Source organism: Nissabacter archeti (assembly GCF_018257325.1).
Taxonomy (GTDB): Bacteria; Pseudomonadota; Gammaproteobacteria; order Enterobacterales; family Enterobacteriaceae; genus Chimaeribacter; species Chimaeribacter arupi.
In genome coordinates this window covers 178,841-204,055 of record NZ_JAERKB010000002.1, presented here as the reverse complement: position 1 = coordinate 204,055, position 25,215 = coordinate 178,841, and the positions used below count along the sequence as shown (strand labels likewise).

Sequence of the window (25,215 nt, the reverse complement as noted above, 5' to 3'; positions counted from 1 at the left end):
AAAAAAGGCCGGAGAATTCCGGCCTTTTTTGTTATCTGTACCAGGGCAATCAGCGGTAATAGATGGCAACCGGGCGGCCGCGCACCTGTTCGATGCTGACCTCGGTGTCAAAAATGGCCTCCAGCACTTCCGGGCGCATGATGGCGTCCGGCCCGCCGCGGCAGACCACCCGGCCTGCTTTCATCGCGATGATGTGGTCTGAGTAGGCGGCAGCGAAATTGATGTCGTGGATCACCAGAATAATGGTTTTATGCAGCTCATCCGCCGCACGCCGCAGTTGCTTCATCATCGACACCGCGTGCTTCATGTCCAGGTTGTTGAGCGGCTCATCCAGCAGCACATAGTCGGTGTTCTGGCAAAGCACCATCGCCACATACGCCCGCTGCCGCTGGCCGCCGGAGAGCTCGTCGAGGTAACGATCCTGGAGCGGCACCAGGTCAAGGAACGCCAGCGCAGTCTGGATATGCTGACGATCTTCGTCGTTGAGCCGCCCCTGCGTGTAGGGGTAGCGGCCGAAGCCGACCAGATCGTACACCGTGAGGCGGCTGGTGAAGTGGTTCTCCTGCCGCAGCACTGACAGCCGTGTCGCCATCTGTTTGCCGGGCGTGCGCGCCACATCCAGCCCGCCCACCAGCACCTGCCCGGCATCCGGCGTGAGCAGGCGGCCAATCACCGACAGCAGGGTCGATTTTCCCGCCCCGTTGGGGCCGATGATGGACGTCACGCCCCCGGCCGGGATGGTTTCGGCAATCGCCTGCAATACCGGCGTCTGGTGGTACTGCTTACTGATGTTCTTTATCTCAATCACACGGCCGCCTTTTTGATCAACAGAATGATAAACAGCGCGCCGCCGATGAACTCAATCACCACCGACAGCGTGCCCGCCATGTTCAGCAGGCGTTCCAGAATCACCTGGCCGCCCACCAGCGTAACCGCGCCAATCAGAAACACGCCCGGTAACAGGTGGCGGTGCCGCGCGGAGCCGATGAGCTGATAGGCGAGGTTAGCCACCAACAGCCCAAGAAACGTCAGCGGCCCCACCAGCGCGGTTGACACCGCCACCAGCAGCGACACCAGCAGCAGGATCAGCGTGATCTGTTTCTGATAGGCGATGCCCAGATTGATGGCAGTTTCCCGCCCGAGGGCGATCACATCCAACTGGTGGCGCATCCGCCAGACCATCAGCGCCACCAGGGCGCAAAGCCCGGCAGCCAGCGCGATGATTTCCGGCGCGGCACGGGTAAAGGTGGCAAAAATGCGCCCCTGCAAAATGGCGAAATCCCCCGGCGAGAGCAGGCGTTGCAGCAGCCCGGAGAGGCTGCGGAACAGGGTGCCGCACACCAGCCCCACCAGCAGCACGCGGTGCAGGTCGATGCCTGCCCCGGCCAGCAGCCAGCGGTAAAGGAACAGCGAGAACACCAGCAGCAGCAACGTGTCACAGAGGAATTTCCCGCTGACGCCCAGATGCGCCAGGCCGTTGGCATCAATCAGAAAAATCAGCAGGGTCTGGATCAGGATAAACAGCGCTTCCAGCCCCATGATGGAGGGCGTCAGGATGCGGTTGCCGGTCACGGTCTGGAACAGCAGCGTCGCCGTGCCGGAGGCAAATGCCACCAGCAGCATGGTCGCCAGCACCAGCCCGCGGTGCGTCAGGATGTAGCCGATATTGCCGCCGAGGCCGAGGGTCATAAACCCGGTGACGGCACACCCGGCCAGCGCGGCGAGCAGCAGCAGGCGTTTCGCCGGCCGGCTCAGCGGCTGCCGTGCCTGGGGTTTTTCGGCGTGCCGGCTGCACTCTTTAACGTGCATGGCGCGGGTTCCTTATGATGAGGGCCAAAAATACCGCCGCCCCGATAACCCCGAGGATCACACTCACCGGGATCTCAAACGGCGCGATCAGCAGGCGGCCGATGATGTCGCACAGCAGTACCAGCCCGCCGCCGGCGAAGCAGACCCACGGCAGGGTGCGGCGCAGGTTGTCGCCCATCATCATGCTGACGATGTTGGGCACAATCAGCCCGAGGAACGGCAGCACGCCGATCACCACCACCACCACGCCGCTGATGACCGCAATGATCGCCATCCCTGCCAGCATCACCCGCTGATAATTCAGCCCGACATTCACTGAGAACTCGCGCCCCATCCCGGCCACGGTAAAGCGGTCCGCGATCAGGCAGGCGATAAGCGTCAACGCGCCGACGACCCACAGCAGTTCATAACGCCCCTGCAACACGCCGGAAAAATCCCCGGATTCCCAGCCGCCAAGCGACTGTAACAGGTCAAATTCCATTGCCAGAAACGTGGTAACCGCGCTGAACACCGCCCCGAGCATGATGCCGGTCAGCGGCACCATCAGCGGCGATTTCATCTTCATTCGTCCCAGCAACAGAATAAACAACAGCGTGCCGCCCAGCGCAAACAGGGTCGCCACCAGCATTTTCACCATCACCGGCGCGCCGGGGCTGACCACCATCACCAGCAGCAGCCCCAGCCCGGCGGACTGGGTCGTCCCGGCGATGGAAGGCTCAACAAAGCGGTTCTGGGTCAGCATCTGCATAATCAGCCCGGCCACGCTCATGGCGCTGCCGGCCAGCAGCAGCGCCAGCGTGCGCGGCACCCGGCTGAGCAGGAAGATGTCGCGCATGGCCGGGTCAGACCAGAACCCTGCCGGCGTCACCTGCCCCGCCCCGATAAACAGGCTACAGGCCATCAGGCCCAGCAGCATCGCCAGGCCGGTTAAGGTAAGGAGCTTCATGGTGGGTTACTGCACGGCCGCACTGTCCAGTGCCGCGCTGACCTTGTCCATCAGCTGGGTATAGCTCTGGATGCCGCCGGCGATATACAGGGAGGCAGAATCCAGGTAGATCACCCGCTGGTTTTTCCAGGCGTTGGTCTTCTCAATCAATGGGTTATCCAGAACCTGCTGCGCAGATTGCCCTTCGGCGCGGCCAATCGCGTTATCGCGATCCAGCACAAACAACCAGTCAGGGTTGGCATTGAGGATAAACTCTGACGACACCACGTTGCCGTGTTTACCGGCCTGCGGGAAGGTGGCAGCCGGGGTGAAACCCAACTCATCAAAGATAAAGCCAAAGCGTGACCCGGCGCTGTAGGCGGACATCTTCCCGCCGCTGATCATCAGGATCATCGCCGATCCGGCATGGGCGGACTTTTGCTTAATTTTTTCTGCCTGGGCGGTGAAGTTCGTCAGCAGGGTTTTGGCGTCGGCCTGTTTGCCGAAGATGGCGGCCAGTTGCTCGGTGCGCTGCGCCAGGCTCTGCATAAAGTGTTGCGGGTCAACGTCCAGCGCGACGGTGGGGGCGATTTCGCTGAGCTTGTCATAGGCATCGTGCGCGCGGCCACCGGCGATGATGAGATCAGGTTTGGCGTTGCTGAGCGCTTCATAATCCGGCTCGAACAGCGTGCCGGCATTCAGGTACTCACTGCCGCGGTATTTCGCCAGATAGGACGGCAGATGCGTGCTGGTTTGCGGCACCCCGGCCACCGGGATTTTCAGCGCGTCGGCGTTGTCCAGCGTGGCGGGGTTAAGGATGATCACCTTTTTCGGGTTCAGCGGCACCTGCGTACTGCCCTGTGCATGATCCACTTTCAGGGTTGGGGCGGTGTCGGCCCCGGCAGAAGAGTCATCGCACCCGGTCAGGGCGAGGGAGGCCGTCATCAATGACGCAAACAAAGCTGCACGTAAACGCATTTCATCTCCTGATGTCGCTAAGTAACCACTGATTGCAAATAGTAATCATTACTATTCTTATTTGTCGAGCCGGATGATACCTGATTGAGGGCCAGGATGAACAGTTTGGTTTTTAGCCCCCTCCCCAGCCCTTTTTTTCTGCTGCACTTGCTGACTGCCCACCAGAATTAGGTTTCTTTATTAATCACTTATGGCCGATAACGTACAAAAAAACAGCGTATCTGACCGGTTTGCCGGGTACTGGATAAATTGTGAAGAAATTATGAAAGTTAACGATTCGCTATTTAAATAAAAATGATTATCATTACCATATGCATTTAGTTACAAATTCATATAAAAAACAGGGGCTTTTCTTAATGAATACCACAAAATCTTACCGTCTCCGGCCTTGTGCGGTGATGCTGGCGGGGCTGATTAGCGGAAGTGGTTATGCAGCAGGCGCAACGCCTGCGCTCTCCGGGGACGATGGCGAAGTGATGACGGTGCAGGCCACGGCGGCCGAGGAGCTGAAACAGCAGCCCGGCGTCTCAATCATTACCGCCAAAGATATTGAGAAAACCCCGCCGGTGAACGATCTCTCCGACATCATCCGCAAAATGCCCGGTGTGAATCTCACCGGCAACAGCGCCACCGGCAGCCGCGGCAACAACCGGCAGATCGACATCCGCGGCATGGGGCCGGAAAACACATTAATCCTGATCGACGGCGTGCCGGTGACTTCGCGCAACTCCGTGCGCTACAGCTGGCGCGGCGAGCGTGACACCCGGGGCGACAGCAACTGGGTGCCGCCGGAAATGGTCGAACGCATTGAAGTGCTGCGCGGCCCGGCAGCGGCCCGCTACGGCTCCGGCGCGGCAGGCGGCGTGGTGAACATCATCACCAAACGCCCGACCAATGACTGGCACGGCTCCCTGTCGTTTTACACCAACCAGCCGGAAAACGACAAAGAGGGTGCCACCAAACGCACCAACTTCAGCCTGAACGGCCCGCTGGCGGGAGATGCGCTGACCATGCGGCTGTACGGCAACCTGAATAAAACCGATGCCGATGCGGCTGATATCAACACGGCGCAAAACGGCTCCTACGCCGCCGGGCACGAAGGCGTACGCAATAAAGACATCAACGCCCTGCTCTCCTGGAAAATCACACCGACGCAGATTGTGGATTTCAATTACGGCTACAGCCGCCAGGGCAACATCTATGCCGGGGACACCCAATACAGTAACGGCAACGTCAGCCCAAATGGGTTGGTGTCAACGCTGTATGGGGACGAAACTAACCGGCTCTACCGCCAGAACTACGGCATCACCCATAACGGCATCTGGGACTGGGGCCAGTCCAAATTCGGCGTGTATTACGAAAAAACCAACAATACCCGTATGCAGGAAGGCTCGACCGGCCGGGTAGAAGGGATGATCAACAGTGACGCCTATGACACCAGCCGGCTGGAGAACTATCGCACCAGCGGTGAGCTGAATATTCCGCTGAATCTGTGGGTTGACCAGACACTGACGGTCGGCGCGGAGTGGAACCGCGAGGAGCTTGACGATCCGGCGTCGATGAGCGCCACCAACGCCGCGGGCGTAGCCATCAACGGCATATCAGGCGATCCGTCCGGCCGCAGCAGCAAAAACAGCGCCGAGCTGAGCGCCCTCTATGTTGAAGACAATATCGAGGCCATCCCCGGCACCGTGATAATCCCAGGGATCCGGTTCGACTACCACAGCAAATTCGGCGGCAATTTCAGCCCCAGCCTGAACGTGTCACAGGATCTGGGCGAGGATTTCAAACTCAAAGCCGGGATTGCGCGGGTCTTCAAAGCGCCTAACCTTTACCAGTCCAGCGAAGGCTATCTGCTCTCTACGCGCGGCAACGGTTGCCCGATCGGCATCGCGTCCGGCAGCTGCTATTTGCTGGGCAATGATGACCTCGACCCGGAAGTCAGCATCAACAAAGAGATTGGGCTGCAGTTCAGCCGCAGCGGCTATGAGGCGGGCATCACCTATTTCCGCAATGATTACAAAAACAAAATTGTCTCGGGGACGGACCTCATCGGTTACGCCTCCAACGGCTATAATATCCTGCGTTGGGAAAATGGCGGCAAAGCGCTGGTCGAAGGGCTGGAAGCCAACCTGACGGTGCCGGTTATCCGTGAAAAACTCGACTGGCGCACCAACGCCACCTATATGATCACCTCGGAAGACAAAGAGACCGGCAACCCGCTGTCAGTTATTCCGGAATACACCATCAACACCATGCTGGACTGGCAGGTCACGGAGAAGCTCTCCACCAACCTGACCTGGACGATGTATGGCCGGCAGAAACCGCGTGACTATGCGGAAATCCGTAACGAAGCCGGGGCGATGTCTGACCGGGAAGTGGGCGCGTATTCGGTGGTCGGCATCGGGGCAAATTACGAACTGGTGAAGAACCTGCGCCTGAATGCGGGAATCAGCAACCTGTTTGATAAACAGATCTACCGTGAAAATGAGGGTGCCTCAACCTATAACGAACCGGGCCGCGCCTATTATGCCGGTGTGACCATGTCGTTCTGATACTCACAGACCGGCACCCTGCCTCTGTTTTTGCTGAAAACGCCGGATACCCGGCGTTTTTTTATTATGCTGCTTCACCAGGATCATGATAAATCACCTGGCCTTGATCATCCTTCCAGATAAGCGCCTCATAACGCATATCGAGGGTTTCTGTTATAGAGTACGGCGACGTGTCGGCCTCGCAACAGTGGTCCATATTCACGGAAATAGAGACGATCTGAACCCCGCTCAACGCCAAGGAGAAACGCCTGTTTTCTTGCTGCGCCTTCTGGTTGGGATACACCATTATGTTGACTTCCTGAAGCAGTTGCCCGGTGCATATCGCTTTCTGCAGCAAAGGGCTGGCGCTGTCCAGGGGCTTTTCAATACGCACCGGCCCGCGCCGCCGGGTCAGCACAGGCGGCTGCACATCGTGGTTGGCTGAAATCCCTATGTCATAATCCATCCCGAGGATTTCACAGCTCCCTTCTTTACCCGCCTCTTTTACTGACCCCGGGACCGGCTCCCCGTTTTCATCTTTTAACCACATATAGGCAAACATCATGAATCACATCCTCTGTTTATCTCTGATAGAAAACCGGAGAAAAGAGTACGCCTGCTTGCTCACCCGGTAAAAAGCCAATGCACCGTCACGTTATTCAGGTTAAAAATTTGAGTCTGGCCTCGCAATTATTGAAAGAAACGACGCCGCCGTTTTTAACATTATTCTGAGGCGTATTGACCCCATGAATTTTCGCTTCAGGAAAATAATGCCCGAACTATATGATACGGCCGGACACACGGGCAGCCCGGCCCGTTTAACGGTAATAAGAAGGTGTTTGCGATGACTGAAATCACGATTTACCACAACCCGGAGTGCGGCACCTCGCGCAATACGCTGGCAATTATCCGTAACAGCGGCGTAGAACCCCAGATCATTCACTATCTGGAGACGCCGCCGACAGTGGCGCAACTCACGGCGCTGATCGCCGCGATGGGCATCCCGGCGCGCGACCTGTTGCGGAAAAATACCGCCCCCTACGAGCAGTTGGGGCTGGAGCAGGCAACGCACAGCGATGAACAGCTGATCGCGCTGATGGTCGCACACCCGATTCTGATTAACCGGCCGATTGTGGTCACGCCACGCGGCACGGCGCTCTGCCGCCCGTCAGAAAAGGTGCTGGATCTGCTGCCCGACGCCCAGCAGGGCGCGTTCAGCAAAGAGGATGGCGAACCGGTCATCGGTGCTGATGGCCAACGCATCACACCGGCAGGCTGACCGGCAGCCTCAGGCATAAAAAAGCCCGCATTACGCGGGCTTTTTTTCAGCGGCACTCAGAGTGCGGCTTCGGCGTGGGTAAGGCCGTGCACGGGGGTGCCGGCCGGCGCACTGGCCGGGGCCGGTTGCGGCAGGCTCTCCAGTTGCAGGACGCGGCTGGTCTCTTCCAGCACCTGTTCCGCCAGGGCCGGGTTGCCGTTCAATGACTGGCCATAAGAAGGGATGATCTCTTTGAGCTTCGCCTGCCAGGCCGGCGAGGCGACTTTCTCTTTGAATACCCGCTCCATCAGCTCCAGCATAATCGGCGCGGCGGTGGAGGCACCCGGTGAGGCACCCAGCAGTGCGGCGATGGTGCCGTCACGCGAGGTCACCACTTCGGTGCCGAGGCGCAGTACGCCGCCCTTCTTCTCATCTTTTTCGATGATCTGCACGCGCTGGCCGGCCACCCAGAGTTTCCAGTCCTCTTTGCGGGCCTCCGGGAAATACTCCTGCAACGCACGGTGACGGTCGTCCTCGCTGAGCATCAACTGCCCAATCAGGTATTTCACCAGGTTGAAGTTATCCAGCCCGACGTGCGCCATCGGCATGATATTGCCGGGGCGCAGGCTGCCGAACAGATCCCACAGCGAGCCGTTTTTCAGGAACTTGCTGGAGAAGGTGGCGAACGGCCCGAACAGCAGCACGCGTTTGCCGTCCAGCACGCGGGTATCCAGGTGCGGCACCGACATCGGCGGCGCGCCGACGGTCGCCTTGCCGTAGACTTTCGCCATATGGCGTTTGACCACTTCCGGGTTCTCAGTGACCAGGAATTCTCCGCCCACCGGGAAACCGCCGTAGTTACGCGCTTCCGGAATCCCGGATTTCTGCAACAGTGTCAGGGAGGCACCGCCCGCCCCGATAAAGATGAACCGGGTGCGCACGCGACGCTCGCGGCCGCCGTTTTGCAGGTCGGCGATGGTCACCGTCCAGGTTTTGTCGCTGTTGCGCTTGATGTCACGCACTTCATGGCCGGTCTGGTGCACAAAGTTCGGGCTGTTATGCAGGGAGGTCACCAGCTGGCGGGTCACTTCACCGAAGTTAACATCAGTGCCGATCGGGATGCGGGTCGCCGCCACTTTCTGCTGCGGGTCGCGCCCGTCCATCACCGCCGGGATCCAGTCACGGATTTGCGCCGGGTCTTCGGAGTACTCCATGCCGCGGAACAGGGTGCTCTGTTGCAGGGCCGCATGGCGTTTGCGCAGGAAGTTGATGTTGTCTTCGCCCCAGACAAAGCTCATGTGCGGGACGCTGTTGATAAAGGATCGCGGCGAGTGCATGACGTTACGCTGCACCTGATGCGCCCAGAACTGGCGCGAAATCTGGAACGATTCGTTAATCGCCACCGCTTTGCTGATGTCGATGGAGCCGTCCGGCTTCTCCGGCGTGTAGTTCATTTCAGCCAGTGCGGCATGGCCGGTGCCGGCATTGTTCCAGCCGTTGGAGCTTTCGTCCGCGACGGAAGAGAGGCGCTCCACCATGTGGATCGTCCAGTCCGGCTCCAGCGCCTGTAAATAGGTGCCGAGCGTCGCGCTCATGATGCCGCCGCCGATCAGTACCACATCGACGACCGGCTTTTCCTCTGCTGCCGCTTGCGTAACAGACATTACCGTATTCAAGCAAAGCGCATTGGCACGTAGTTTGTTCATAACCCGTCTCTGCATCCTTGAAAAACAATAACTTCATGAAAATAAAACATGCTGAGTCGTACAACGTCAGCAATGTGTGCATCGCGGCGTTGCATCCTTTATTCCCACAACCGGTTGAAGGTTGAATTTAACAATAAATTAACATATCTGGTCAAGAAATATGAAAAATTCAACTTTTCGTTATCAATATAACATCGTTGTTAGCCCGGCTAAAAAGGATTTTAAACTTTAAAATTTGTCAACAAATTTTGTGTGGGTTTATGGCGAGGGTGTTGATGCGTTGCGCAATTTGTTTAAAAAAGCCGCTGCGCAGGCGCAACGGCTTTGGGGGGGGAAGTGGGGCAACGGCGGCTTAACTGCCGTTATGCGGCGCGGCGAGCCAGCCCATCAGCGCCTGATGGAACGCGGCCGGGTCCTGGATCTGCGGTGAGTGGCCGAGCGCCGGGAATTCCACCAGCGTCGCCTGCGGAATGGCGGCGGCGGTACGTTTGCCCAGCTCCTCATAGCGCCCCAGTTTGGGCTTGAGGTCAGCCGGTGCCTGCGCCTTGCCGATCGCGGTATTATCTTTGCCGCCAATCAGCAGCAGCGTCGGCATTTTCAGGTGCGGGAACTCATACACCACCGGCTGGGTGAAGACCATGTCAGTGGTGAGTGCCTGATCCCACGCGACTTTCTGCTTGTCCGGCCCGGCATACATGCCCGCCAGCATGTTGACCCAGCGGTCATACTCCGGTTTCCACTGGCCGGCATAATAGGTGCTGCGCTGGTAGGCGCGGATGGAATCGGCATTCGTTTTCAGCTCGCCCTGATAGGCGGCATCAATGCCCTGATAAGGGACACCGAGCGCTTTCCAGTCTTCCAGGCCGATCGGGTTCACCAGCACCAGTTGTTCAACCTGCTGCGGGTACATCAGCGCATAACGGGTAGAGAGCATCCCGCCCATGGAATGGCCCATCACCGTCAGGTGCTGCACGTCCAGTTTCTCCAGCAGCGCGTGGGTGTTGGCGGCCAGTTGCTGGAAGCTGAACTGGTAATGTTGTGGTTTGGAGGATTTGCAAAAGCCGATCTGGTCCGGCACGACCACGCGGTAACCGGCGTCACTCAGGGTGGTGATGGTCTGCTCCCAGGTCGCCCCGCAGAAATTTTTCCCATGCATCAGCATCACGGTTTTGCCGTTCGGCTTTGCCGGTTTGACGTCCATGTAGGCCATCTGCAACGGCTGGCCCTGTGAGGTAAAGGAGAAATGTTCCACCGGATGGGGGTAGGTAAAACCAGAGAGTTCAGCGTCATAGGTGGCCGGGGCAGCCAGTGCGGCAAACGGCAGCGCCGCCAGCACCGGTACCAGGGTCGGGAGCAGTTTCATCAGCAGGTTCCTGTTGTTGACTCGTAAACTGTTGGCCGCCAAAAAGCGGCCGGTAAAGGGTGTATGGCGCCGGAATGGCCATCACACCGTAGCACATCCTATCCGGGCATCTGCGTGCCGGGGAAAAAATGACCATTCTTTACGCAATTGCCGGTTTTTTGCCGTTTCCTTTACGCTATCCGGCTGACTCTTCAGGGGTAAACCGGAAAGCCGGGTGGCCTCGGCTATAATTAGCCCCAAGCCCTGACGTTTTCACAAAGGACACTGTACGTAATGCCGAAAGATTCTGAATTGCATCGCGTGGCGCAGCGCAGCGACCACCCGACCATCACGGAGCACGCCACCGCTAACCTGTCGGCGGAAAAACCGCTGATCAATGTCAAAACCGGCAACGCCGACATTGACCACCAGATCAGCCGTTTTTCCCGGCTGGTGGCCCGCTTTCAGGCGTGGGCGCCGGTCGCCCATGTGCTGCGGGCCGTTGAACGTTTTAATGACCGGCTGGGCAGCCAGTTTGGTGCCGCGATCACCTATTTTTCCTTCCTGTCGCTGATCCCGATTCTGATGGTGTCATTCGCCGCCGTGGGGTTTGTGCTGGCCTCGCACCCCGATCTGCTTACCGAGCTGATTGGCAAGATTGTGAACAGCATCAGCGATCCGTCGCTGGCCGCCACGCTGAAAAACACGGTGAACACCGCGGTTCAGCAGCGTACCGCGGTAGGCCTGACCGGTTTGCTGCTGGCGCTCTACTCCGGCATCAGCTGGATGGGCAATTTGCGTGAGGCGATTCTGGCGCAGTCGCGTGAAGTCTGGGAACGTAACCCGCAGGATAAAGAGAAGATTTACCTGCGCTACCTGCGTGATTTTATCTCGCTGATTGGGCTGGTGGTGGCGTTGATCCTGACGCTCTCCCTGACGTCGGTGGCCGGGTCGGCGCAGGAGACGATTGTTGAGGCGCTGGGGCTGTCGCATGTGGAGTGGTTACGCCCGGCGATGACCATCATCGCCCTGAGCATCTCGATTATGGCGAACTATCTGCTGTTCCTGTGGATCTTCTGGATGCTGCCGCGCCACAAGCCGCGTAAAAAGGCGCTGTTCCGCGGCACGCTGATCGCCGCCGTGGGTTTCGAGGTGATTAAGATGATCATGACCCTGACGCTGCCGAGCCTGGCGAAATCCGCCTCCGGCGCGGCGTTCGGTTCGGTTATCGGCCTGATGGCGTTCTTCTACTATTTCGCCCGCCTGACGCTGTTTTGCGCCGCCTGGATCGCCACCGCCAGATATAAAGGCGACCAACCGATTGGTACACCGCCGCCGACAAAAGCACCGTAAACTTCCCTATCATGCCAGGCACCGCCTGATGCCTGGCATGATATTCCAACCTGTTTATCAAAAACCTCTCATAAATGCTGAACTTTGCAGTGGCACACAGCCAAAACCAGCATATCTCACTACCCTGAAAATTTTCTTTCACTGGTTTCTGGTGTCTTCCGCTGTGATTTATCCATACTGCAAACTTATGAAGTGCTAAACCGGTTATCTCAGAAAGAATATTCTTTTTTGCCCCAACACCCGGATTCCGGCGCTTTTTACAGCGTTGAAATGGCGCTTTGCTGTGCTTAAGATGATTTTTTACATAAATCCTAAATAAGATACATTTATGCAAGCCACCATCGCACCGCCCATCGATTCTGAGCAACAGGCCACACCGACCAACTCACGCGGCAAAGTGATCGTTGCTTCCCTTATTGGTACCGCCATCGAGTTTTTTGATTTCTACATCTACGCCACTGCGGCCGTGATCGTGTTCCCGCACATCTTCTTCCCGCAGGGCGACCCGACCGCCGCCACGCTGCAATCCCTGGCAACGTTTGCCATCGCCTTTGTCGCCCGGCCTATCGGTTCCGCCCTGTTCGGCCACTTCGGCGATCGCGTCGGCCGGAAAGTCACCCTGGTGGCGTCGCTGCTGACAATGGGGATTTCGACCGTCCTGATTGGCCTGCTGCCGGGCTACGCCACCATCGGCGTATTTGCCCCAATGTTGCTGGCGCTGGCGCGTTTCGGTCAGGGCCTCGGCCTGGGCGGTGAGTGGGGCGGCGCGGCGCTGCTGGCCACGGAAAACGCCCCGGCGAAAAAGCGGGCGCTGTATGGCTCCTTCCCGCAACTGGGCGCGCCGATCGGCTTCTTCTTTGCCAACGGCACCTTCCTGCTGCTCTCCTGGCTGCTCACCGATGAGCAATTTATGTCATGGGGCTGGCGTGTGCCGTTCATCCTCTCTTCGGCGCTGGTGCTGATCGGCCTGTATGTGCGCGTGTCACTGCACGAAACGCCGGTGTTCGCCAAGGTGGCGAAAGCGGGCAAACAGGTAAAAATTCCGCTCGGCACGCTGCTGAGCAAACATATGAAGGCAACCATTCTTGGCACCTTCATCATGCTGGCGACCTATACGCTGTTCTACCTGATGACGGTCTATTCCATGACCTACGGCACCACTGCACAGCCACTGGGGCTGGGTTACTCGCGCAACAGCTTCCTGTGGATGCTGATGGTGGCAGTGATTGGTTTCGGCATCATGGTGCCTATCGCCGGGCTGCTGGCGGATGCCTTCGGCCGCCGCAAAACCATGATTGCGATTACCCTGCTGATGATCGCCTTCGCCTTTGTGTTCCCGAGCCTGCTGGGGTCCGGTAATCAGGTCTTAGTGATGGGCTTCCTGCTGCTCGGCCTGAGCATCATGGGGCTGACGTTCGGCCCGATGGGTGCGCTGCTGCCGGAGCTGTTCCCAACGGAAGTGCGCTATACCGGTGCGTCGTTCTCCTATAACGTGGCGTCGATCCTCGGGGCCTCGGTGGCACCGTACATCGCCACCTGGCTGGCGACCCACTACGGCCTCGCTTATGTCGGTTTCTATCTGGCGGCGATGGCGTCCCTGACGCTGATTGCGCTGCTGCTGATGAAAGAGACCCGTCACCAGGCGCTGTAAGCCTTACCCTCTCCCCCAGCCGGTGCCCTGCACCGGCTTTTTTCTGTTTGCGTCCCGCCTTTCTTTCGTCATACCCCCCGCGTATGCTCTTTTTTCAACCTGTTACCGGAATCCCTTGTATGCCCCGAATCCGCGGTTATCGTGTATGGAGTGTTCTGTGTATTGCCCTGTGCCTGCTGGCGGCGGGGGCGTACCTCTGGCTGCGCCCGGCCCATCCGGACGCCCTGTGGAAAATTGTCAGTGAACAGTGTCTGCCCAACCTGCAACGTACCGGGCAGGCTTCGCCTTGTGCGCTGGCGAACCCGGCCGCCGGTTATGTGGTGCTGAAAGACCAGAACGGCCCGCTGCAATACCTGCTGATGCCTGCCGCGAAGACAACCGGCATCGAAAGCCCTGAATTGCTGGCGGCGAAAACGCCGAACTTCTTTATGCAGGCCTGGCAGGCGCGCGGCGTGATGGCCCGGCGCTACGGCCGGCCGATTGATGACAGCGTGATTTCCCTGGCGATTAACTCTGAATGGGGGCGGACGCAGAACCAGCTGCATATCCATCTTTCCTGTCTGCGCCCGGCAGTGCAGCAACAGCTTCAGGCGGCTGACCGCCGCATTACGCCGCGCTGGCAGCCGCTGACGCTGGACGGCCGGCCCTGGCTGGCACGGCGGGTCACACCGGAGGAATTCGCGCATGAGGGCGCTTTCCGCCTGCTGGCCGAGGGCGTCCCGGGGGCAAAAGAAAAAATGGGCCATTACGGGCTGGCGATGGTCAGGGCGAAAAGCGGGGATTTCCTGCTGCTGGCGATTGAACGTGACCTGCTGTCACTGAACCTGGCCTCGGCCGAAACGTTGCAGGACCATGAGTGCCGGTTGCTGGAGAACGCCGGTGTACCACCGGGCAGATAACAGACACAAAAAAACCGCTTTTCAGCGGTTTTTTTGTCTGGCTACGCAGTTAGCAGGCTACGCAGACAGGGTATTTCTGTACTTAGATAAAACAAGCAGCAACACGCGAAATAATGATATCGCCCTTGTATATTTTGTCACGCTTTTTTGTAGAAAAATGGCAGGATTTCTATTTTTAATTTAATAGTTAATTAAAATTAAACCAATGATTTATAATAGATTAAATATGAAAGGCTCTTAATCAGCGCGCTACCTTGTAAACTCTTGGCGGGGCCGTTCCGCCTGTTTAGCAGCGGGTCATCGGGCACTGGGTAACGGATATTATTTTCCCCGTGAATAACAAGCAGCAACACGCTGCTTGTTTTTCTGGAGGCTTCCCGGTGGGTTTGCAGAAATAGCGGATCGCCTGTCAGGGATTCGGCAATGAAAACTACGCGTAAAGTGTTTATTACGCTGTTCGTTGCGCTGGTGATGCAGACGGCTGCGGAGGAAGGTTGGCAGATTAACGTCTCCAACGTTCAGCTTCAGCTGAACCTGTTCCAGCCCAGGTAACGCTAAAACAAAAACCGCTCCTTTTGGGAGCGGTTTTTTTATTGCCGTCGTGGCTTATTTACCGGCTTTCATTTTCTGCAACAGCGGGCCGCACTGGTTCTCTTCCCCTTCACTGGGGGAGATCAGCGCCAGCAGCGAGGCAGCGGGGCCGACCACAGCACCGAGCGCCACCGCAGCCGCACCGCGGGCGATAAGCGGCCCTGCTTTCACCCCGGCATCCGGGTCTTTGAAGGTGCCGCGCACATAGAGCGGTGAGCGCAGGGTGATGATGCGCAGCCCTTTACTGTCCGGGTTTATCGAAAGATCCATCCGCTCATTGGCGAAGTTGGTGGTGCCGCTGATGTTGATGATCGCGTTCTCTGTGTCGAACACAAACAGCCGCGGTGCCGCGACCCCGTCCCGGATGTTGATGTCTGCGGCGGCACAGTTGATCGCCACTTCGTCATCCCCGAACAGTTTGCCGACCACGTAATTCCCCACGTTCAGCCCGGCAATCTCCATCAGGTTACGGCTGATCACGCCGTCGTTAATCAACAGCTGCAGCTGGCCGTTACTGCTGCCGAGCAGTGCAGAGACGGAATTCCCGGTGCCGGTAAAGGAGGCATCGCCGTTTAGCTGGCCCAGGCTGCTGCGCATCGCTTCCACGTTCGGGAACAGTTGTTTGAGTTGCAGGCCGCGCGCGTGCATATCCACCCGCCCCGGCATCGGGTTTTTATTGCCCTCAAGCCGGACTGTGGAGTTCAGGTTACCGCCTGCCACGCCGAAGCGCAGCGGGTCGAGCAGCAGCACGCCGTTGGTGAGTTTCAGATGGGTGCTCAAATCGTTCAGCGGCAGGGATTTGCCGTGCTCGATGCGTCTGGCCGCGAATTTCACATCCGCATCCATGACGTCCCAGCTTTTGGTATCGAATTTCTCGACCGGCAGCACTTTATCCGATGGCTGACGGGTGGTTTCGCCGCGTTTCGCCTTATCTTTGTTGGAATCCGCCCCAATCAGCGGCGCGAGGTCAGCAAAGCGCAGCTGTTTCGACACCACATCGCCGGTGAGTTTCGGCCGCGGTTCGCTGGCGCGGTACACCAGCGAACCGTGGATGTCGCTGTCGCCGATTTTCCCGTTGAAATCACGGTAACGGTAGACGGCGCCGCCCTTCTCTTTCAACGCCGCAGAGAGGCGTCCGTCGGTTTCATACGGCGGGGATTGCGGCAGCAGCACGCCGGTCAGGCCATAGAGGTCAGAGAGCGTTTCACCGGAAAGTTTCAGGCGCAGATCCAGCGCGCCGAGGTTGGTCGGGTCGGTTAAGGTGCCGGACACCGCTACCCGCGTATTGCCGGAGCGCACATCCGCCTGCACCGGGAACGGGGTGCGGGCATCCTGCAACGCCAGCAGGCCACCGATTTTCCCGCTGCCGGAGAGCGGCTGGCCGTTGTAGCGGCCGCTCACTTTCCAGCCGAACATAAAGTCCGGCGGCGTGGTGTCGGCTTTCTGTTTCGCGCCCTCGTCTTTTTTCTGCCCGGAAATTTCCGCATACGGCAGCGGTTTGCCGAGCGGGTCAATCACGGCGCGCACGTCGGCTTTGGCAATGGCATCTTTGTAATCGATCTGGCCGCGATCAAAGGCGATATCACCGATGTTGACCGACCAGGCGGACGGTTGCGGGTTGGGATCGGGGTTCTGGCTGCTGGCGAGGTTAAATGTCCAGTTGTTCTTGCCGTCCGCCAGCCGTTGCAGGGCGGCGTCCGGTTTGGTCAGGCGGATATGCGGAATGCTCACGGTTTTGCCCAGCAGCGCCAGCGGGGCCAGGGTGGCATCCGCCCGTTGCAGCATCACCATATTGTTGCCGAGATCTTTAGTGTCCGGGATGCCCTCCGGGTTACCGAGCACGATATCTTCCGCATGGATATGCGGCCACGGCACCCATGAACGCCAGCCGCGCTCCTCTTTCTGGCGTGACCAGTCCACCCCCAGGTTGCCGCGAATGGCAAAAGGCCGGTTCAGCTCGGTGGAGACTTTTTCATTGATGGTAGGTTTCAGGCGGTTCCAGTCAAAGGTCATGATGAACACCACCAGGGCGATCAGCACGACCACCAGGACGCCCACGACCCAGCTTATGATTTTTCCTGTTCGCGACATGAGTTATACCTGACAGAGAATTAACAGTTTCGTCAGCTTAACAATAGTTTAAATTGGCCGGTCTTGCCTGTGCGGCACCCGTGGCAAACGAGGAAAAGAGGCAGTCAGGGCAGAAGGTAACTGGGTTTACAAGGAAAGCCGGGAGTGTAACCCGGTATGTCAGCCGGAGAAAAACAGCGGCAGGCCGGCGTCACGGTCAAAGACTTGCGGGCGGGACATATAGTAGCCCTGGGCGGCATGGGCGTCAGACTCGCACACCATCGCCCACTCTTCGGCGGTTTCGACCCCTTCAATGATCACGCCTTTACTGTAGCGGTTCAGCAGCGTCACCAGCGTAAAGAACAGCCGGGAACCTTCTTCGCTCTGGCGCAGCAGGATAAACAGCTCCCGCGCCACTTTAATGTATTCATACTTCCAGGCAGTGAACGAGCAGAAATTGGCGAGACCGTTGCCGAAATCATCCAGCCATAAACGGTCTGACTGGGCAATCTGGCCCAGTGGCCGGGTCAACGCCATTTCTGCCTGCTCAACCAGTTCGAAACGGACAAACGGCATCGCCGCAATGCGGGCGCACAGGGCCGGTTGCTGCTGCAACGCCTCCAGGGACTGGCCGTCCACATTGATTGAGGCCAATAGCCCGCGCGGCTCGAGTTCGGGCCGCCACTGTTCCAACAGCTGAAGCTGTTCCTGAATAATCAGCAGCCGCCGCGTCACGCTGATGGCGGCGAAATAACGTTCCGGCGAGAGGAATTTCCCAGGGTTTGAAGGATGTGACACGGCGGTCAGCAGCTCCAGACCCAGCATATGGCCGCTGGTCAGGTAAATGGGCTGAAATTTGTAGGTCCGCTGGCATTGCCGCCAGAAACTCTGTTCTTTCGCGCGATCAATCACAGAGAATGATGGCGTGAACAGACCAGACATCATCTTGGTTATCATCGTTGCTGTTGCCATGTTCGTGGTGGTTGAGGGAAAGCCGACATCGTATGCCGGGTGCAGCAGCGGGATGCCACCGCCGATCACCTGCCCTGCGCCGTGTTTTATACGCCTACTTACTATCGGCTTCTGCGCCTAAAACTTTACCTCCGGAAGCCGCTTTGGCGCAGGGTTCGCGGCCCTCTCACGGCGTATGCGCTAAGCTGCTGAAATCCCTGATGACGCCAAAAGCGCGATCTCTGCCAATAATTTTAAAACGTTGTTTTATTAATGTTGACTCACCTTCGCCTTCGGTTAAGACTACCGGAAACCCCTTTTCACTCCTTAAGCAGGCCAGCCACCATGACAAGCCAGAAAATTGCCGTTATCGGCGAATGCATGATCGAACTGTCGCAAAAAGGCGCGGATCTCAGCCGCGGTTTTGGCGGCGATACGCTGAACACCGCCGTCTACCTTGCCCGCCAGGTGCCGGACACCCAGCTGGGCGTGCACTACGTCACCGCGCTCGGCACCGACACGTTCAGTCAGGAGATGCTGGCCGCCTGGCAGCGTGAAAAGGTCAAGACTTCCCTGGTGCAGCGGCTGGAGAACAAATTGCCCGGCCTCTATTTCATCGAGACCGATGCCCAGGGCGAACGCACCTTCTATTACTGGCGCAATGACGCCGCCGCCCGCTTCTGGCTGGACGGCCCGCAGGCTGACACGCTCTGTGAGCAACTGGCGCACTATGACTATCTCTACCTGAGCGGCATCAGCCTGGCGATCCTGACGCCGGAACGGCGCGAACGGTTAATGGCGCTGTTGCGTGACTGCCGCGCCCACGGCGGCAAAGTGATTTTTGACAACAACTACCGCCCGCGCCTGTGGCAACAGCGGGAAGAGACGCAGCAGGCGTATCAGGCGATGCTCGCCTGCACCGACATCGCGTTCCTGACGCTGGATGATGAGGATGCGCTGTGGGGCGAACAGCCGGTTGAGGCGGTGATCGCCCGCACCCGCGCGCTGGGTGTGGCGGAAATAGTGATCAAACGCGGGGCAGACGCCTGCCTGGTGTCTGATGAGCAGGGCACACTGCATGAAGTGGCGGCGGTGAAACTGGCGAAAGAGGAGGTGGTCGACACCACCGCCGCCGGGGACTCCTTCAGCGCCGGGTATCTGGCCGTGCGGCTGACCGGCGGGGATGTGGTGGCCGCGGCTGAGCGCGGCCACCTGACCGCCAGCACCGTCATCCGCCACCGGGGCGCCATCATCCCGCTGGAAGCCATGCCGCGCTGACCGCCGGCTGCGCTGCCCGTTGCGTACCGCAGAAACAGACGTGCCGGCAAATGCCGGCACGTTTTTTTGATGGCCCCACCGTGGCGGGTTACGGCGTGACAGTCGCCGCAGCGTCGGCTTTCGCCTCTTCCACCGACGGCACCACCGCCGGGGCCGGCAGCATCACGCTGTTATAGGCATCCTGCAACGCCTGCACGCTCATCTCCGCTTCGCCTTTCGGCTGCATCAGCACCAGCGCCGGGTCAACCGACAGTTGCTGCTTCAGCTCCTGGTTCAGCAACGGCAGGCTGAGCGAAGTTAAAAATTCCTGGCGCAATTTCTGGTACAGCTCCGGCGCGATGTCCACCACCCCATTTTCCTGCGAACGCAGGCGCTGGGTAATCAGCACATCGGTGCTGGTGCGGGCATAGGTGGCGAACAGCTTGCTGAGTTGCTCGTTCTTCTGCGCCATCAGCGCATCAAACTCCTGCTGCGTCAGGCCGTTATCCCGCACTTTAGCCAGCGCAGTGACCAGCGCGGTAAAGTCCGGCAGCAGCGCGGCGTTCGGGGTTTCCATGCGGATGGCGCACTGGCTGCGCTGGTACTGCACCTGGCAGTCAAAGCCGAGGTTCATCGCCTTGGCCTTGCCGTTCAGTTGCTGTTGCAGGTGCATAAACAGCGCTTCACGCGCCAGATCGCTGCGCCAGTAACGGCTGAGGGCCTGGGAATCGCGGATCGGTTGCCACGGCGCATCCCAGACCAGTGACAACCGATCCTGCGATAAGCTCTCGTTGATCAGCGTGACCGCCTGTGACGGCAGCGGCGACAGGGTCGGCATCACCGGCGGTGTCTCGCGTTTGCCTTTCAGCCCGCCGAAGGTTTTGGTGATTTGCTCGCCGATGCTGCGGCTGTCCACATTGCCGACCACATAAAGGGTCATGGCGTCCGGTGTGTACCACTGGCGGTAGAATTTGTTCAGCTCGTCAATATTGACCGGCCGGTCAGGCCGCTGGCCGGGATCATGCGCCAGCAACGTGGAGCCTTTCATGCGGTAGCGCCACCACGGGTCTTGTGCGTCTGCCGGCTGGGTGCCGATCGGGTCCTGGAAGGCGTCCACCGCCGCCTGCACGGTCGGGGCGTCGGTGACCAGCGCGCCGCTGGCGTCAGACAGCCACGCCAGCGCCTCTTTCAACAGCTCCGGGCGGTTGTTGGGCAGGCTCAGGTTATACATGGTGTAGTCATACGACGAGATGGCCGGCGGCAACGGCCGGTCGTTGTCGATCGCCTGCTGCCACAAAGATTGAAGCTGGGGGGCGCTGAAACTCTGGCTGCGGATCAGTGCCAGGTGCGGCAACAGATGGGCAAAACCGGTTTGTTGCGCGCTTTCCACCAGCGAACCGGCGCGCACGATCAGGCGCAGTTGAATACGGTCGGAGGGACGCTGCGGCGTGGCCAGCAGCTGCCAGGTGAACCCATTGTCCAGCTTACCCTGCTGCCAGGCAGGATCGGGTTGTAGTGCTTCAGCCTGCACGCTGCTGCCGGCGGCAACCAGCAGTAACCCACCAACTAAAAGACGAATTTTGGTGCCCTGCATGTGAACCCCTACTTAAATAACAGTCCGATTTTTCTATTAGAATTCGTTCGTTCCATACTCCGGGAACGCAGCTCTGCCCTGTGCGTGTCAATCATGCGGAAACGGGAGGTAACCCGTGTTTGACAGCGAACCCCTGCCGATGTCACCACGGAAAAGTGAAAAAAAGCGGCGATTTGAACATCAGCGGGCCAGGGGCGGCGGGGTATTATGAGGAAAAGCCACCGCTTACATCAAGTAAAGGGTGGCTTTTAGCAGCAAACCGCGTGCAAGTGCGGCTTAATGCCGCGATAGTGGCGCGATCAGGAAGAGGAGATCGCGCCGGGGGTGGATTTTTTGTCGTGTAACACGGTGTGCAGCTGTTTTTCGTTCAGCTGGCCAACCCGTTTTGCCACCACCACGGTAGCGACGCCGTTACCAATCAGGTTAGTCAGCGCACGCGCCTCAGACATAAAGCGGTCGATGCCCAGAATCAGCGCCAGCCCGGTCACCGGCAGGTGGCCTACGGCAGAGAGCGTCGCCGCCAGCACGATAAAGCCGCTGCCGGTCACCCCGGCGGCCCCTTTTGAGGAGAGCAGCAACACCACCAGCAGGGTTATCTGGTGCCAGATGTCCATGTGCGAGTTGGTGGCCTGCGCGATAAACACTGCCGCCATCGTCAGGTAAATGGAGGTGCCGTCGAGGTTGAACGAGTACCCGGTCGGGATAACCAGCCCCACCACCGATTTCTGGCACCCGAGCCGCTCCATTTTGTCCAGCATCCGCGGCAGCGCCGACTCAGACGAGGAGGTGCCGAGCACAATCAGCAGTTCTTCTTTGATGTAGTTGATAAAGCGGAAAATGCTGAAGCCGGTCACGCGGGCAATCAGCCCCAGCACCACAATCACGAACAGCACGCAGGTCAGGTAGAAGCAGAGGATCAGCTGGCCGAGCTGCACCAGTGAGCCGACGCCATATTTGCCGATGGTGAAGGCCATCGCCCCGAATGCCCCCAGCGGCGCCAGGCGCATGATCATATTGATGATGCCGAAAATGACCTTCGAGAAGCTCTCAATCATATTGAACATCAGCTGGCCTTTGTCGCCCAGCCGGTGCAGCGCAAAGCCAAACAGCACCGCAAACAGCAGCACCTGCAAAATATTGCCGCTGGCGAATGCGCCGATCACGCTGGCAGGGATGACGTCCAGCAGGAACGGGATGATGCCCTGCTGCTGCGCCTGTTCGGCATAGATCGCCACGGATTTGGCATCCAGCGTGGCCGGGTCGATGTTCATGCCGACACCCGGCTCCACCACGTTCACAATCACCAGCCCGATAATCAGCGCCAGCGTACTCACCACCTCAAAATAGAGCAGCGCAATGGCCCCGGTCCGCCCGACCGCCTTCATGCTTTCCATTCCGGCGATACCGGTCACCACGGTACAGAAAATCACCGGGGCGATAATCATCTTAATCAGTTTGACGAAACCGTCACCCAGCGGCTTCATCTGCGCCCCCAGCTCCGGATAGAAATGACCGAGCAACACCCCAATGGTGATCGCGGTTAATACCTGAAAATAGAGGCTCTTAAACAACTTTTTCATGATCGATATCCTGTGCTGGAGAGGACCGCTACCCGCCATCCAAACGGGCATGACAGCAGGGGCGAAAGTAACACCAAGACAACATCTTGGAAATGCCTTGTCTCCCATTGCAACAAATGTTCATGACAAAATATGAGCTGAATCGATTCAATGAAAAAATGAGGGGAATGAATGCGAAGCAGGCCGGGCAATACGCCCGGCCTGAAAAGGTGTCAGCGGCCCGTCTCCTCCGGCAGCAGGTCGGCCGGCGGCAAGCCCTGGCGCAGGAGCGTTTCAAACGCGTTACGCGGCATCGGCCGGGCAAACAGGTACCCTTGCGCCATTGGAATATCGTGGTCTTTCAGCCACTGGTATTGGGCCGCGTTTTCGACCCCTTCCGCAATAATGCTGATGTTCATGGCCCCGGCGATCGAGCTGACAATCCGTACCATCAGGTCATCGCCCGGCAGGCTGCTGATAAAGCTGCGGTCAATTTTAATGATATTGATCGGCAGGCCGCGCAGGCGGTTCAGGTAATTGAGGCTCGAATAGCCCATGCCGAAATCATCCAGCGCCACCGATACGCCGGAATGGTGCAATTCACTGAGCAACTTCAGCGCGCGGTCAAGATCGTCGATGCGGGCAGTTTCGGTAATCTCCAGCACCAGCATCCCCGGTTTGATCTGGTAACGGCTGAGCAGCGTTTTCAGCTCCAGCAGGAAGTTACGCTGCTGAATCTGCACCCCGGACAGGTTTACCGACAGCGGAATGGTGATCCCGTCGCGCTGCCAGTCCGCCAGGATGCGGCAACTCTGCTCCAGCACCCAGTAACCCAGCGGCACAATCAGGCCGATCTCTTCCGCAAACGGGATGAACTCCGCATCCAGGCTGTAATTGCCGTCCGGCATCCGGCGGCGCAACAGCGCCTCGGCCCCGACAATCCGGTTATTTTTCAGGTCAATCTGCGGCTGGAGGAACAGGGTGAATTCGTTGTGCTCCAGCGCCTGCAACGTATCGCTCTCCTGCGTCAGCCGCTGCTGGGTTTTGCGCGTCAGTTCCGGGTCAAAGAACAGGATCTGGTTTTTGCCCTGATGGTGGGCAGACACCAGCGCCGAGCGGGCATTCAGGATCAGCGCCTCTGCCCCCAGGTTGCCGTCACCGGCATAATGGGCGATGCCGATACTGGCGACCGGGCGCACCGTCAGCTCACCCTCGGTCAACGGCGCATTGACCGCCGCCATCACTTCACGCGCCAGCCGCATCGCCTGGAACGGCCGCTCGGCATCGCGCGCCAGCACAATAAACTCATGCGGGCCGGGCTGGCCCAGCTCATCATTGTCAGAGAGCGCGCTGCGGATGCGGCCCACCACCGTCTGCAACATCGCATTGCGCTGGGCCTCGCTCAGCACCCCGGCCGCTTCCTGTAACGTCTCCACATCGATCAGCAACAGGTTAAAGCGCGCCGGGCGCGGCTGGAAACGCAGGTACTGCGCCAGCAGCTCGGTAAACAGGGAGTCATTCGGCAACGCCGTCACCGGGTGGCGCGGCCACTCGCGCGGGTTTTCACCAAAGCGCCGCGCCAGCAACTGCTGGTTCCGGTTGTAGTGGCGCGCCAGCATCCCCAGCTCGTCATCTTTATGCAGCGGCGACACCTTCAGCTGATGGTGCAGGATCTGCCCCTCTTCCAGTGCGTCCAGCTCGCGCGCGATATGGCGCAACGGGTGCACCATCAGCCGGTTCATGCACCAGCTCACCGCCACGGAGAGCACCAGCGCCATCAGCAAATAGGTGGCGAGCAGGGTGATCATGATGCTGCGGATCTGCTGGTAGAGCCGCCAGGAGTCCGCCTGCAACACCAGGTAGGCCAGCGGTTTGGGGTGGGCGGGCATCCGTTCCAGCGTATAGAGCGGCACACTGATGCGCACCGGCAGGTCAAACACGCTGGAGATAATGCCCGGTACCGGCCGTTCCGGCGGAAAATCGCCGTGCAGCACCTGGATATCATTCGGCAGCACCACGTTGGCGCGCGTCACAATGCCGAGCGGCTTAAAGGTATTCAGCAACGCATGTGCCTGCGGCAGGTCAACATTCAGCACGGCCTCCGCCAGCGGCTGGCGGATGGAATGGGCAACCTGTTCCATTTGCTGGGCGTAATCTTCCCGGCGCTGCTGCGCCAGGTGAAACAGCTGGATGGTGATAAAGATGCAGAGCGTTACCAGCGTTACACCGGATACCGCTGCCATCTGCTTAATCGTTAACGAACGTCTGACCCGCAACATACGTCTCCGTCACACACTGGGATCGGCCACCGGCGCGCGCCCGTGGCTGGAAAGAGTTGAGAACTGCGTCCGGCGCGGAAGTGTCTCACGCGGCATCATTGCCTGTTCATCATGTTTTTTGGCCGTCACATCGGAGGTCAACCCCTCCGGCACGGTTCCTCATGGTAATACGTGATCCGCGTTGGTAACAAACAGTTAAATTCATTACCAAAACCAGGGCGGCCCGGACAACCGGCTCAGCGGCCGCCGCCGCACGCCCCAGTATACGGATTTCCCCCCCGCAACGGCCCTGCGGCCGTGATATTCAGCAGGAAAAAGCCGGTTTTCATCCTTATCCTAGCCCAAAGCGGCCCAATTCCCCCTTTTTCAGTGCCCCACCGCCCGCGGCCCCCTGCCGCCTGCGGCTGACGGTGGTCGGATGATCACGCTAAAACATTAAAAATATTTATAAAATTCACT

19 protein-coding genes are annotated in these 25,215 nt (G+C 58.9%); 7 read left to right on the top strand and 12 right to left on the bottom strand.

Annotated elements, in window-relative coordinates; all coding sequences use genetic code 11:
- Nucleotides 1-49 precede the first annotated feature (49 nt).
- Genes JK232_RS03700 through JK232_RS03685 form a run of 4 tightly spaced genes read right to left on the bottom strand, consistent with a single transcriptional unit; the run spans nucleotide 50 to nucleotide 3,712 of the window.
- Nucleotides 50-808 (bottom strand): iron ABC transporter ATP-binding protein, encoded by a 759-nt coding sequence (locus tag JK232_RS03700; protein ID WP_072927626.1) that lies wholly within the window; start codon nucleotides 806-808, stop codon nucleotides 50-52.
- A complete protein-coding gene (locus JK232_RS03695; RefSeq protein ID WP_101827773.1) occupies nucleotides 805-1,809 on the bottom strand; it encodes an iron chelate uptake ABC transporter family permease subunit in 1,005 nt (334 codons plus the stop codon). The genes JK232_RS03700 and JK232_RS03695 overlap by 4 nt, the downstream gene beginning before the upstream one ends.
- Nucleotides 1,799-2,755 (bottom strand): ABC transporter permease, encoded by a 957-nt coding sequence (locus JK232_RS03690; RefSeq protein ID WP_072927629.1) that lies wholly within the window; start codon nucleotides 2,753-2,755, stop codon nucleotides 1,799-1,801. Before JK232_RS03690 ends, JK232_RS03695 begins: the two co-directional genes overlap by 11 nt.
- Nucleotides 2,756-2,761: 6 nt before the next feature.
- Nucleotides 2,762-3,712, bottom strand: a complete 951-nt coding sequence (locus JK232_RS03685; RefSeq protein WP_072927631.1) for a siderophore ABC transporter substrate-binding protein — start codon at nucleotides 3,710-3,712, stop codon at nucleotides 2,762-2,764.
- Between the two features lie 356 nt (nucleotides 3,713-4,068).
- Between JK232_RS03685 and JK232_RS03680 the strand changes: the two genes are divergently transcribed.
- On the top strand, nucleotides 4,069-6,267 hold the full coding sequence (locus tag JK232_RS03680) for a TonB-dependent siderophore receptor (protein ID WP_072927633.1): 2,199 nt from the start codon (nucleotides 4,069-4,071) through the stop codon (nucleotides 6,265-6,267).
- 64 nt (nucleotides 6,268-6,331) lie between these two features.
- On the opposite strand, the gene tssD is transcribed toward JK232_RS03680, so the two are convergent.
- Nucleotides 6,332-6,811: a type VI secretion system tube protein TssD gene (gene tssD / locus JK232_RS03675; protein ID WP_101857668.1), complete on the bottom strand. Its 480-nt coding sequence runs from the start codon at nucleotides 6,809-6,811 to the stop codon at nucleotides 6,332-6,334.
- 279 nt (nucleotides 6,812-7,090) lie between these two features.
- Between tssD and arsC the strand changes: the two genes are divergently transcribed.
- Nucleotides 7,091-7,525, top strand: a complete 435-nt coding sequence (gene arsC, locus JK232_RS03670; RefSeq protein ID WP_072927636.1) for an arsenate reductase (glutaredoxin) — start codon at nucleotides 7,091-7,093, stop codon at nucleotides 7,523-7,525.
- A 56-nt stretch (nucleotides 7,526-7,581) separates the two neighbouring features.
- On the opposite strand, the gene mqo is transcribed toward arsC, so the two are convergent.
- Together mqo and JK232_RS03660 are read right to left on the bottom strand one after the other, a co-directional pair.
- Entirely contained in the window at nucleotides 7,582-9,210 is a 1,629-nt protein-coding gene (gene mqo / locus JK232_RS03665) for a malate dehydrogenase (quinone) (protein ID WP_072927638.1), read from the bottom strand.
- A gap of 352 nt (nucleotides 9,211-9,562) precedes the next feature.
- On the bottom strand, nucleotides 9,563-10,573 hold the full coding sequence (locus JK232_RS03660; protein ID WP_072927645.1) for an alpha/beta fold hydrolase: 1,011 nt from the start codon (nucleotides 10,571-10,573) through the stop codon (nucleotides 9,563-9,565).
- A 273-nt stretch (nucleotides 10,574-10,846) separates the two neighbouring features.
- On the opposite strand from JK232_RS03660, the gene yhjD reads away from it, so the two are divergent.
- The 4 genes from yhjD to JK232_RS22925 all read left to right on the top strand — a co-directional run bounded on the left by yhjD (nucleotide 10,847) and on the right by JK232_RS22925 (nucleotide 15,007).
- Nucleotides 10,847-11,905, top strand: coding sequence for an inner membrane protein YhjD (gene yhjD / locus JK232_RS03655; protein ID WP_079205189.1), 1,059 nt, complete (start codon nucleotides 10,847-10,849; stop codon nucleotides 11,903-11,905).
- A 328-nt stretch (nucleotides 11,906-12,233) separates the two neighbouring features.
- Nucleotides 12,234-13,556 carry an MFS transporter gene (locus JK232_RS03650; protein ID WP_072927647.1) on the top strand — a complete coding sequence of 441 codons (1,323 nt, stop codon included), beginning with the start codon at nucleotides 12,234-12,236 and terminating at the stop codon, nucleotides 13,554-13,556.
- Between the two features lie 119 nt (nucleotides 13,557-13,675).
- Complete coding sequence (locus JK232_RS03645; protein WP_101827776.1) at nucleotides 13,676-14,455, top strand: CDP-diacylglycerol diphosphatase; 780 nt, start codon at nucleotides 13,676-13,678, stop codon at nucleotides 14,453-14,455.
- Between the two features lie 423 nt (nucleotides 14,456-14,878).
- Nucleotides 14,879-15,007: a hypothetical protein gene (locus tag JK232_RS22925; protein ID WP_276327348.1), complete on the top strand. Its 129-nt coding sequence runs from the start codon at nucleotides 14,879-14,881 to the stop codon at nucleotides 15,005-15,007.
- A gap of 54 nt (nucleotides 15,008-15,061) precedes the next feature.
- On the opposite strand, the gene JK232_RS03640 is transcribed toward JK232_RS22925, so the two are convergent.
- Nucleotides 15,062-17,137: an AsmA family protein gene (locus tag JK232_RS03640; RefSeq protein WP_101827777.1), complete on the bottom strand. Its 2,076-nt coding sequence runs from the start codon at nucleotides 17,135-17,137 to the stop codon at nucleotides 15,062-15,064.
- A 159-nt stretch (nucleotides 17,138-17,296) separates the two neighbouring features.
- Entirely contained in the window at nucleotides 17,297-18,088 is a 792-nt protein-coding gene (pdeH, locus tag JK232_RS03635; protein WP_072927900.1) for a cyclic-guanylate-specific phosphodiesterase, read from the bottom strand.
- Nucleotides 18,089-18,412: 324 nt separating this feature from the next.
- On the opposite strand from pdeH, the gene kdgK reads away from it, so the two are divergent.
- Nucleotides 18,413-19,345, top strand: coding sequence for a 2-dehydro-3-deoxygluconokinase (gene kdgK / locus JK232_RS03630; RefSeq protein WP_212588834.1), 933 nt, complete (start codon nucleotides 18,413-18,415; stop codon nucleotides 19,343-19,345).
- An 88-nt stretch (nucleotides 19,346-19,433) separates the two neighbouring features.
- Here kdgK and JK232_RS03625 read toward each other — a convergent pair whose 3' ends face one another.
- From JK232_RS03625 to hmsP, 3 genes are all read right to left on the bottom strand, one after another.
- The gene (locus tag JK232_RS03625; RefSeq protein WP_072927654.1) at nucleotides 19,434-20,918 is read right to left on the bottom strand and encodes a M16 family metallopeptidase; all 1,485 of its coding nucleotides are present in this window, start codon (nucleotides 20,916-20,918) and stop codon (nucleotides 19,434-19,436) included.
- Nucleotides 20,919-21,217: 299 nt separating this feature from the next.
- Nucleotides 21,218-22,501: a dicarboxylate/amino acid:cation symporter gene (locus tag JK232_RS03620; RefSeq protein ID WP_072927902.1), complete on the bottom strand. Its 1,284-nt coding sequence runs from the start codon at nucleotides 22,499-22,501 to the stop codon at nucleotides 21,218-21,220.
- A gap of 209 nt (nucleotides 22,502-22,710) precedes the next feature.
- A complete protein-coding gene (gene hmsP / locus JK232_RS03615; protein ID WP_212588866.1) occupies nucleotides 22,711-24,753 on the bottom strand; it encodes a biofilm formation regulator HmsP in 2,043 nt (680 codons plus the stop codon).
- Nucleotides 24,754-25,215 lie beyond the last annotated feature (462 nt).

Bases quoted from the DNA above. Each gene is read 5' to 3' on its own strand.
- JK232_RS03625 (WP_072927654.1), bottom strand. From the start codon at position 20,918: ATGCAGGGCACCAAAATTCGTCTTTTAGTTGGTGGGTTACTGCTGGTT.
- yhjD (WP_079205189.1), top strand. From the start codon at position 10,847: ATGCCGAAAGATTCTGAATTGCATCGCGTGGCGCAGCGCAGCGACCAC.
- JK232_RS03640 (WP_101827777.1), bottom strand. From the start codon at position 17,137: ATGTCGCGAACAGGAAAAATCATAAGCTGGGTCGTGGGCGTCCTGGTG.
- JK232_RS03685 (WP_072927631.1), bottom strand. From the start codon at position 3,712: ATGCGTTTACGTGCAGCTTTGTTTGCGTCATTGATGACGGCCTCCCTC.
- JK232_RS03690 (WP_072927629.1), bottom strand. From the start codon at position 2,755: ATGAAGCTCCTTACCTTAACCGGCCTGGCGATGCTGCTGGGCCTGATG.
- JK232_RS03650 (WP_072927647.1), top strand. From the start codon at position 12,234: ATGCAAGCCACCATCGCACCGCCCATCGATTCTGAGCAACAGGCCACA.
- mqo (WP_072927638.1), bottom strand. From the start codon at position 9,210: ATGAACAAACTACGTGCCAATGCGCTTTGCTTGAATACGGTAATGTCT.
- arsC (WP_072927636.1), top strand. From the start codon at position 7,091: ATGACTGAAATCACGATTTACCACAACCCGGAGTGCGGCACCTCGCGC.
- JK232_RS03645 (WP_101827776.1), top strand. From the start codon at position 13,676: ATGCCCCGAATCCGCGGTTATCGTGTATGGAGTGTTCTGTGTATTGCC.
- JK232_RS03660 (WP_072927645.1), bottom strand. From the start codon at position 10,573: ATGAAACTGCTCCCGACCCTGGTACCGGTGCTGGCGGCGCTGCCGTTT.
- pdeH (WP_072927900.1), bottom strand. From the start codon at position 18,088: ATGGCAACAGCAACGATGATAACCAAGATGATGTCTGGTCTGTTCACG.
- kdgK (WP_212588834.1), top strand. From the start codon at position 18,413: ATGACAAGCCAGAAAATTGCCGTTATCGGCGAATGCATGATCGAACTG.
- tssD (WP_101857668.1), bottom strand. From the start codon at position 6,811: ATGATGTTTGCCTATATGTGGTTAAAAGATGAAAACGGGGAGCCGGTC.
- JK232_RS22925 (WP_276327348.1), top strand. From the start codon at position 14,879: ATGAAAACTACGCGTAAAGTGTTTATTACGCTGTTCGTTGCGCTGGTG.
- JK232_RS03695 (WP_101827773.1), bottom strand. From the start codon at position 1,809: ATGCACGTTAAAGAGTGCAGCCGGCACGCCGAAAAACCCCAGGCACGG.
- JK232_RS03680 (WP_072927633.1), top strand. From the start codon at position 4,069: ATGAATACCACAAAATCTTACCGTCTCCGGCCTTGTGCGGTGATGCTG.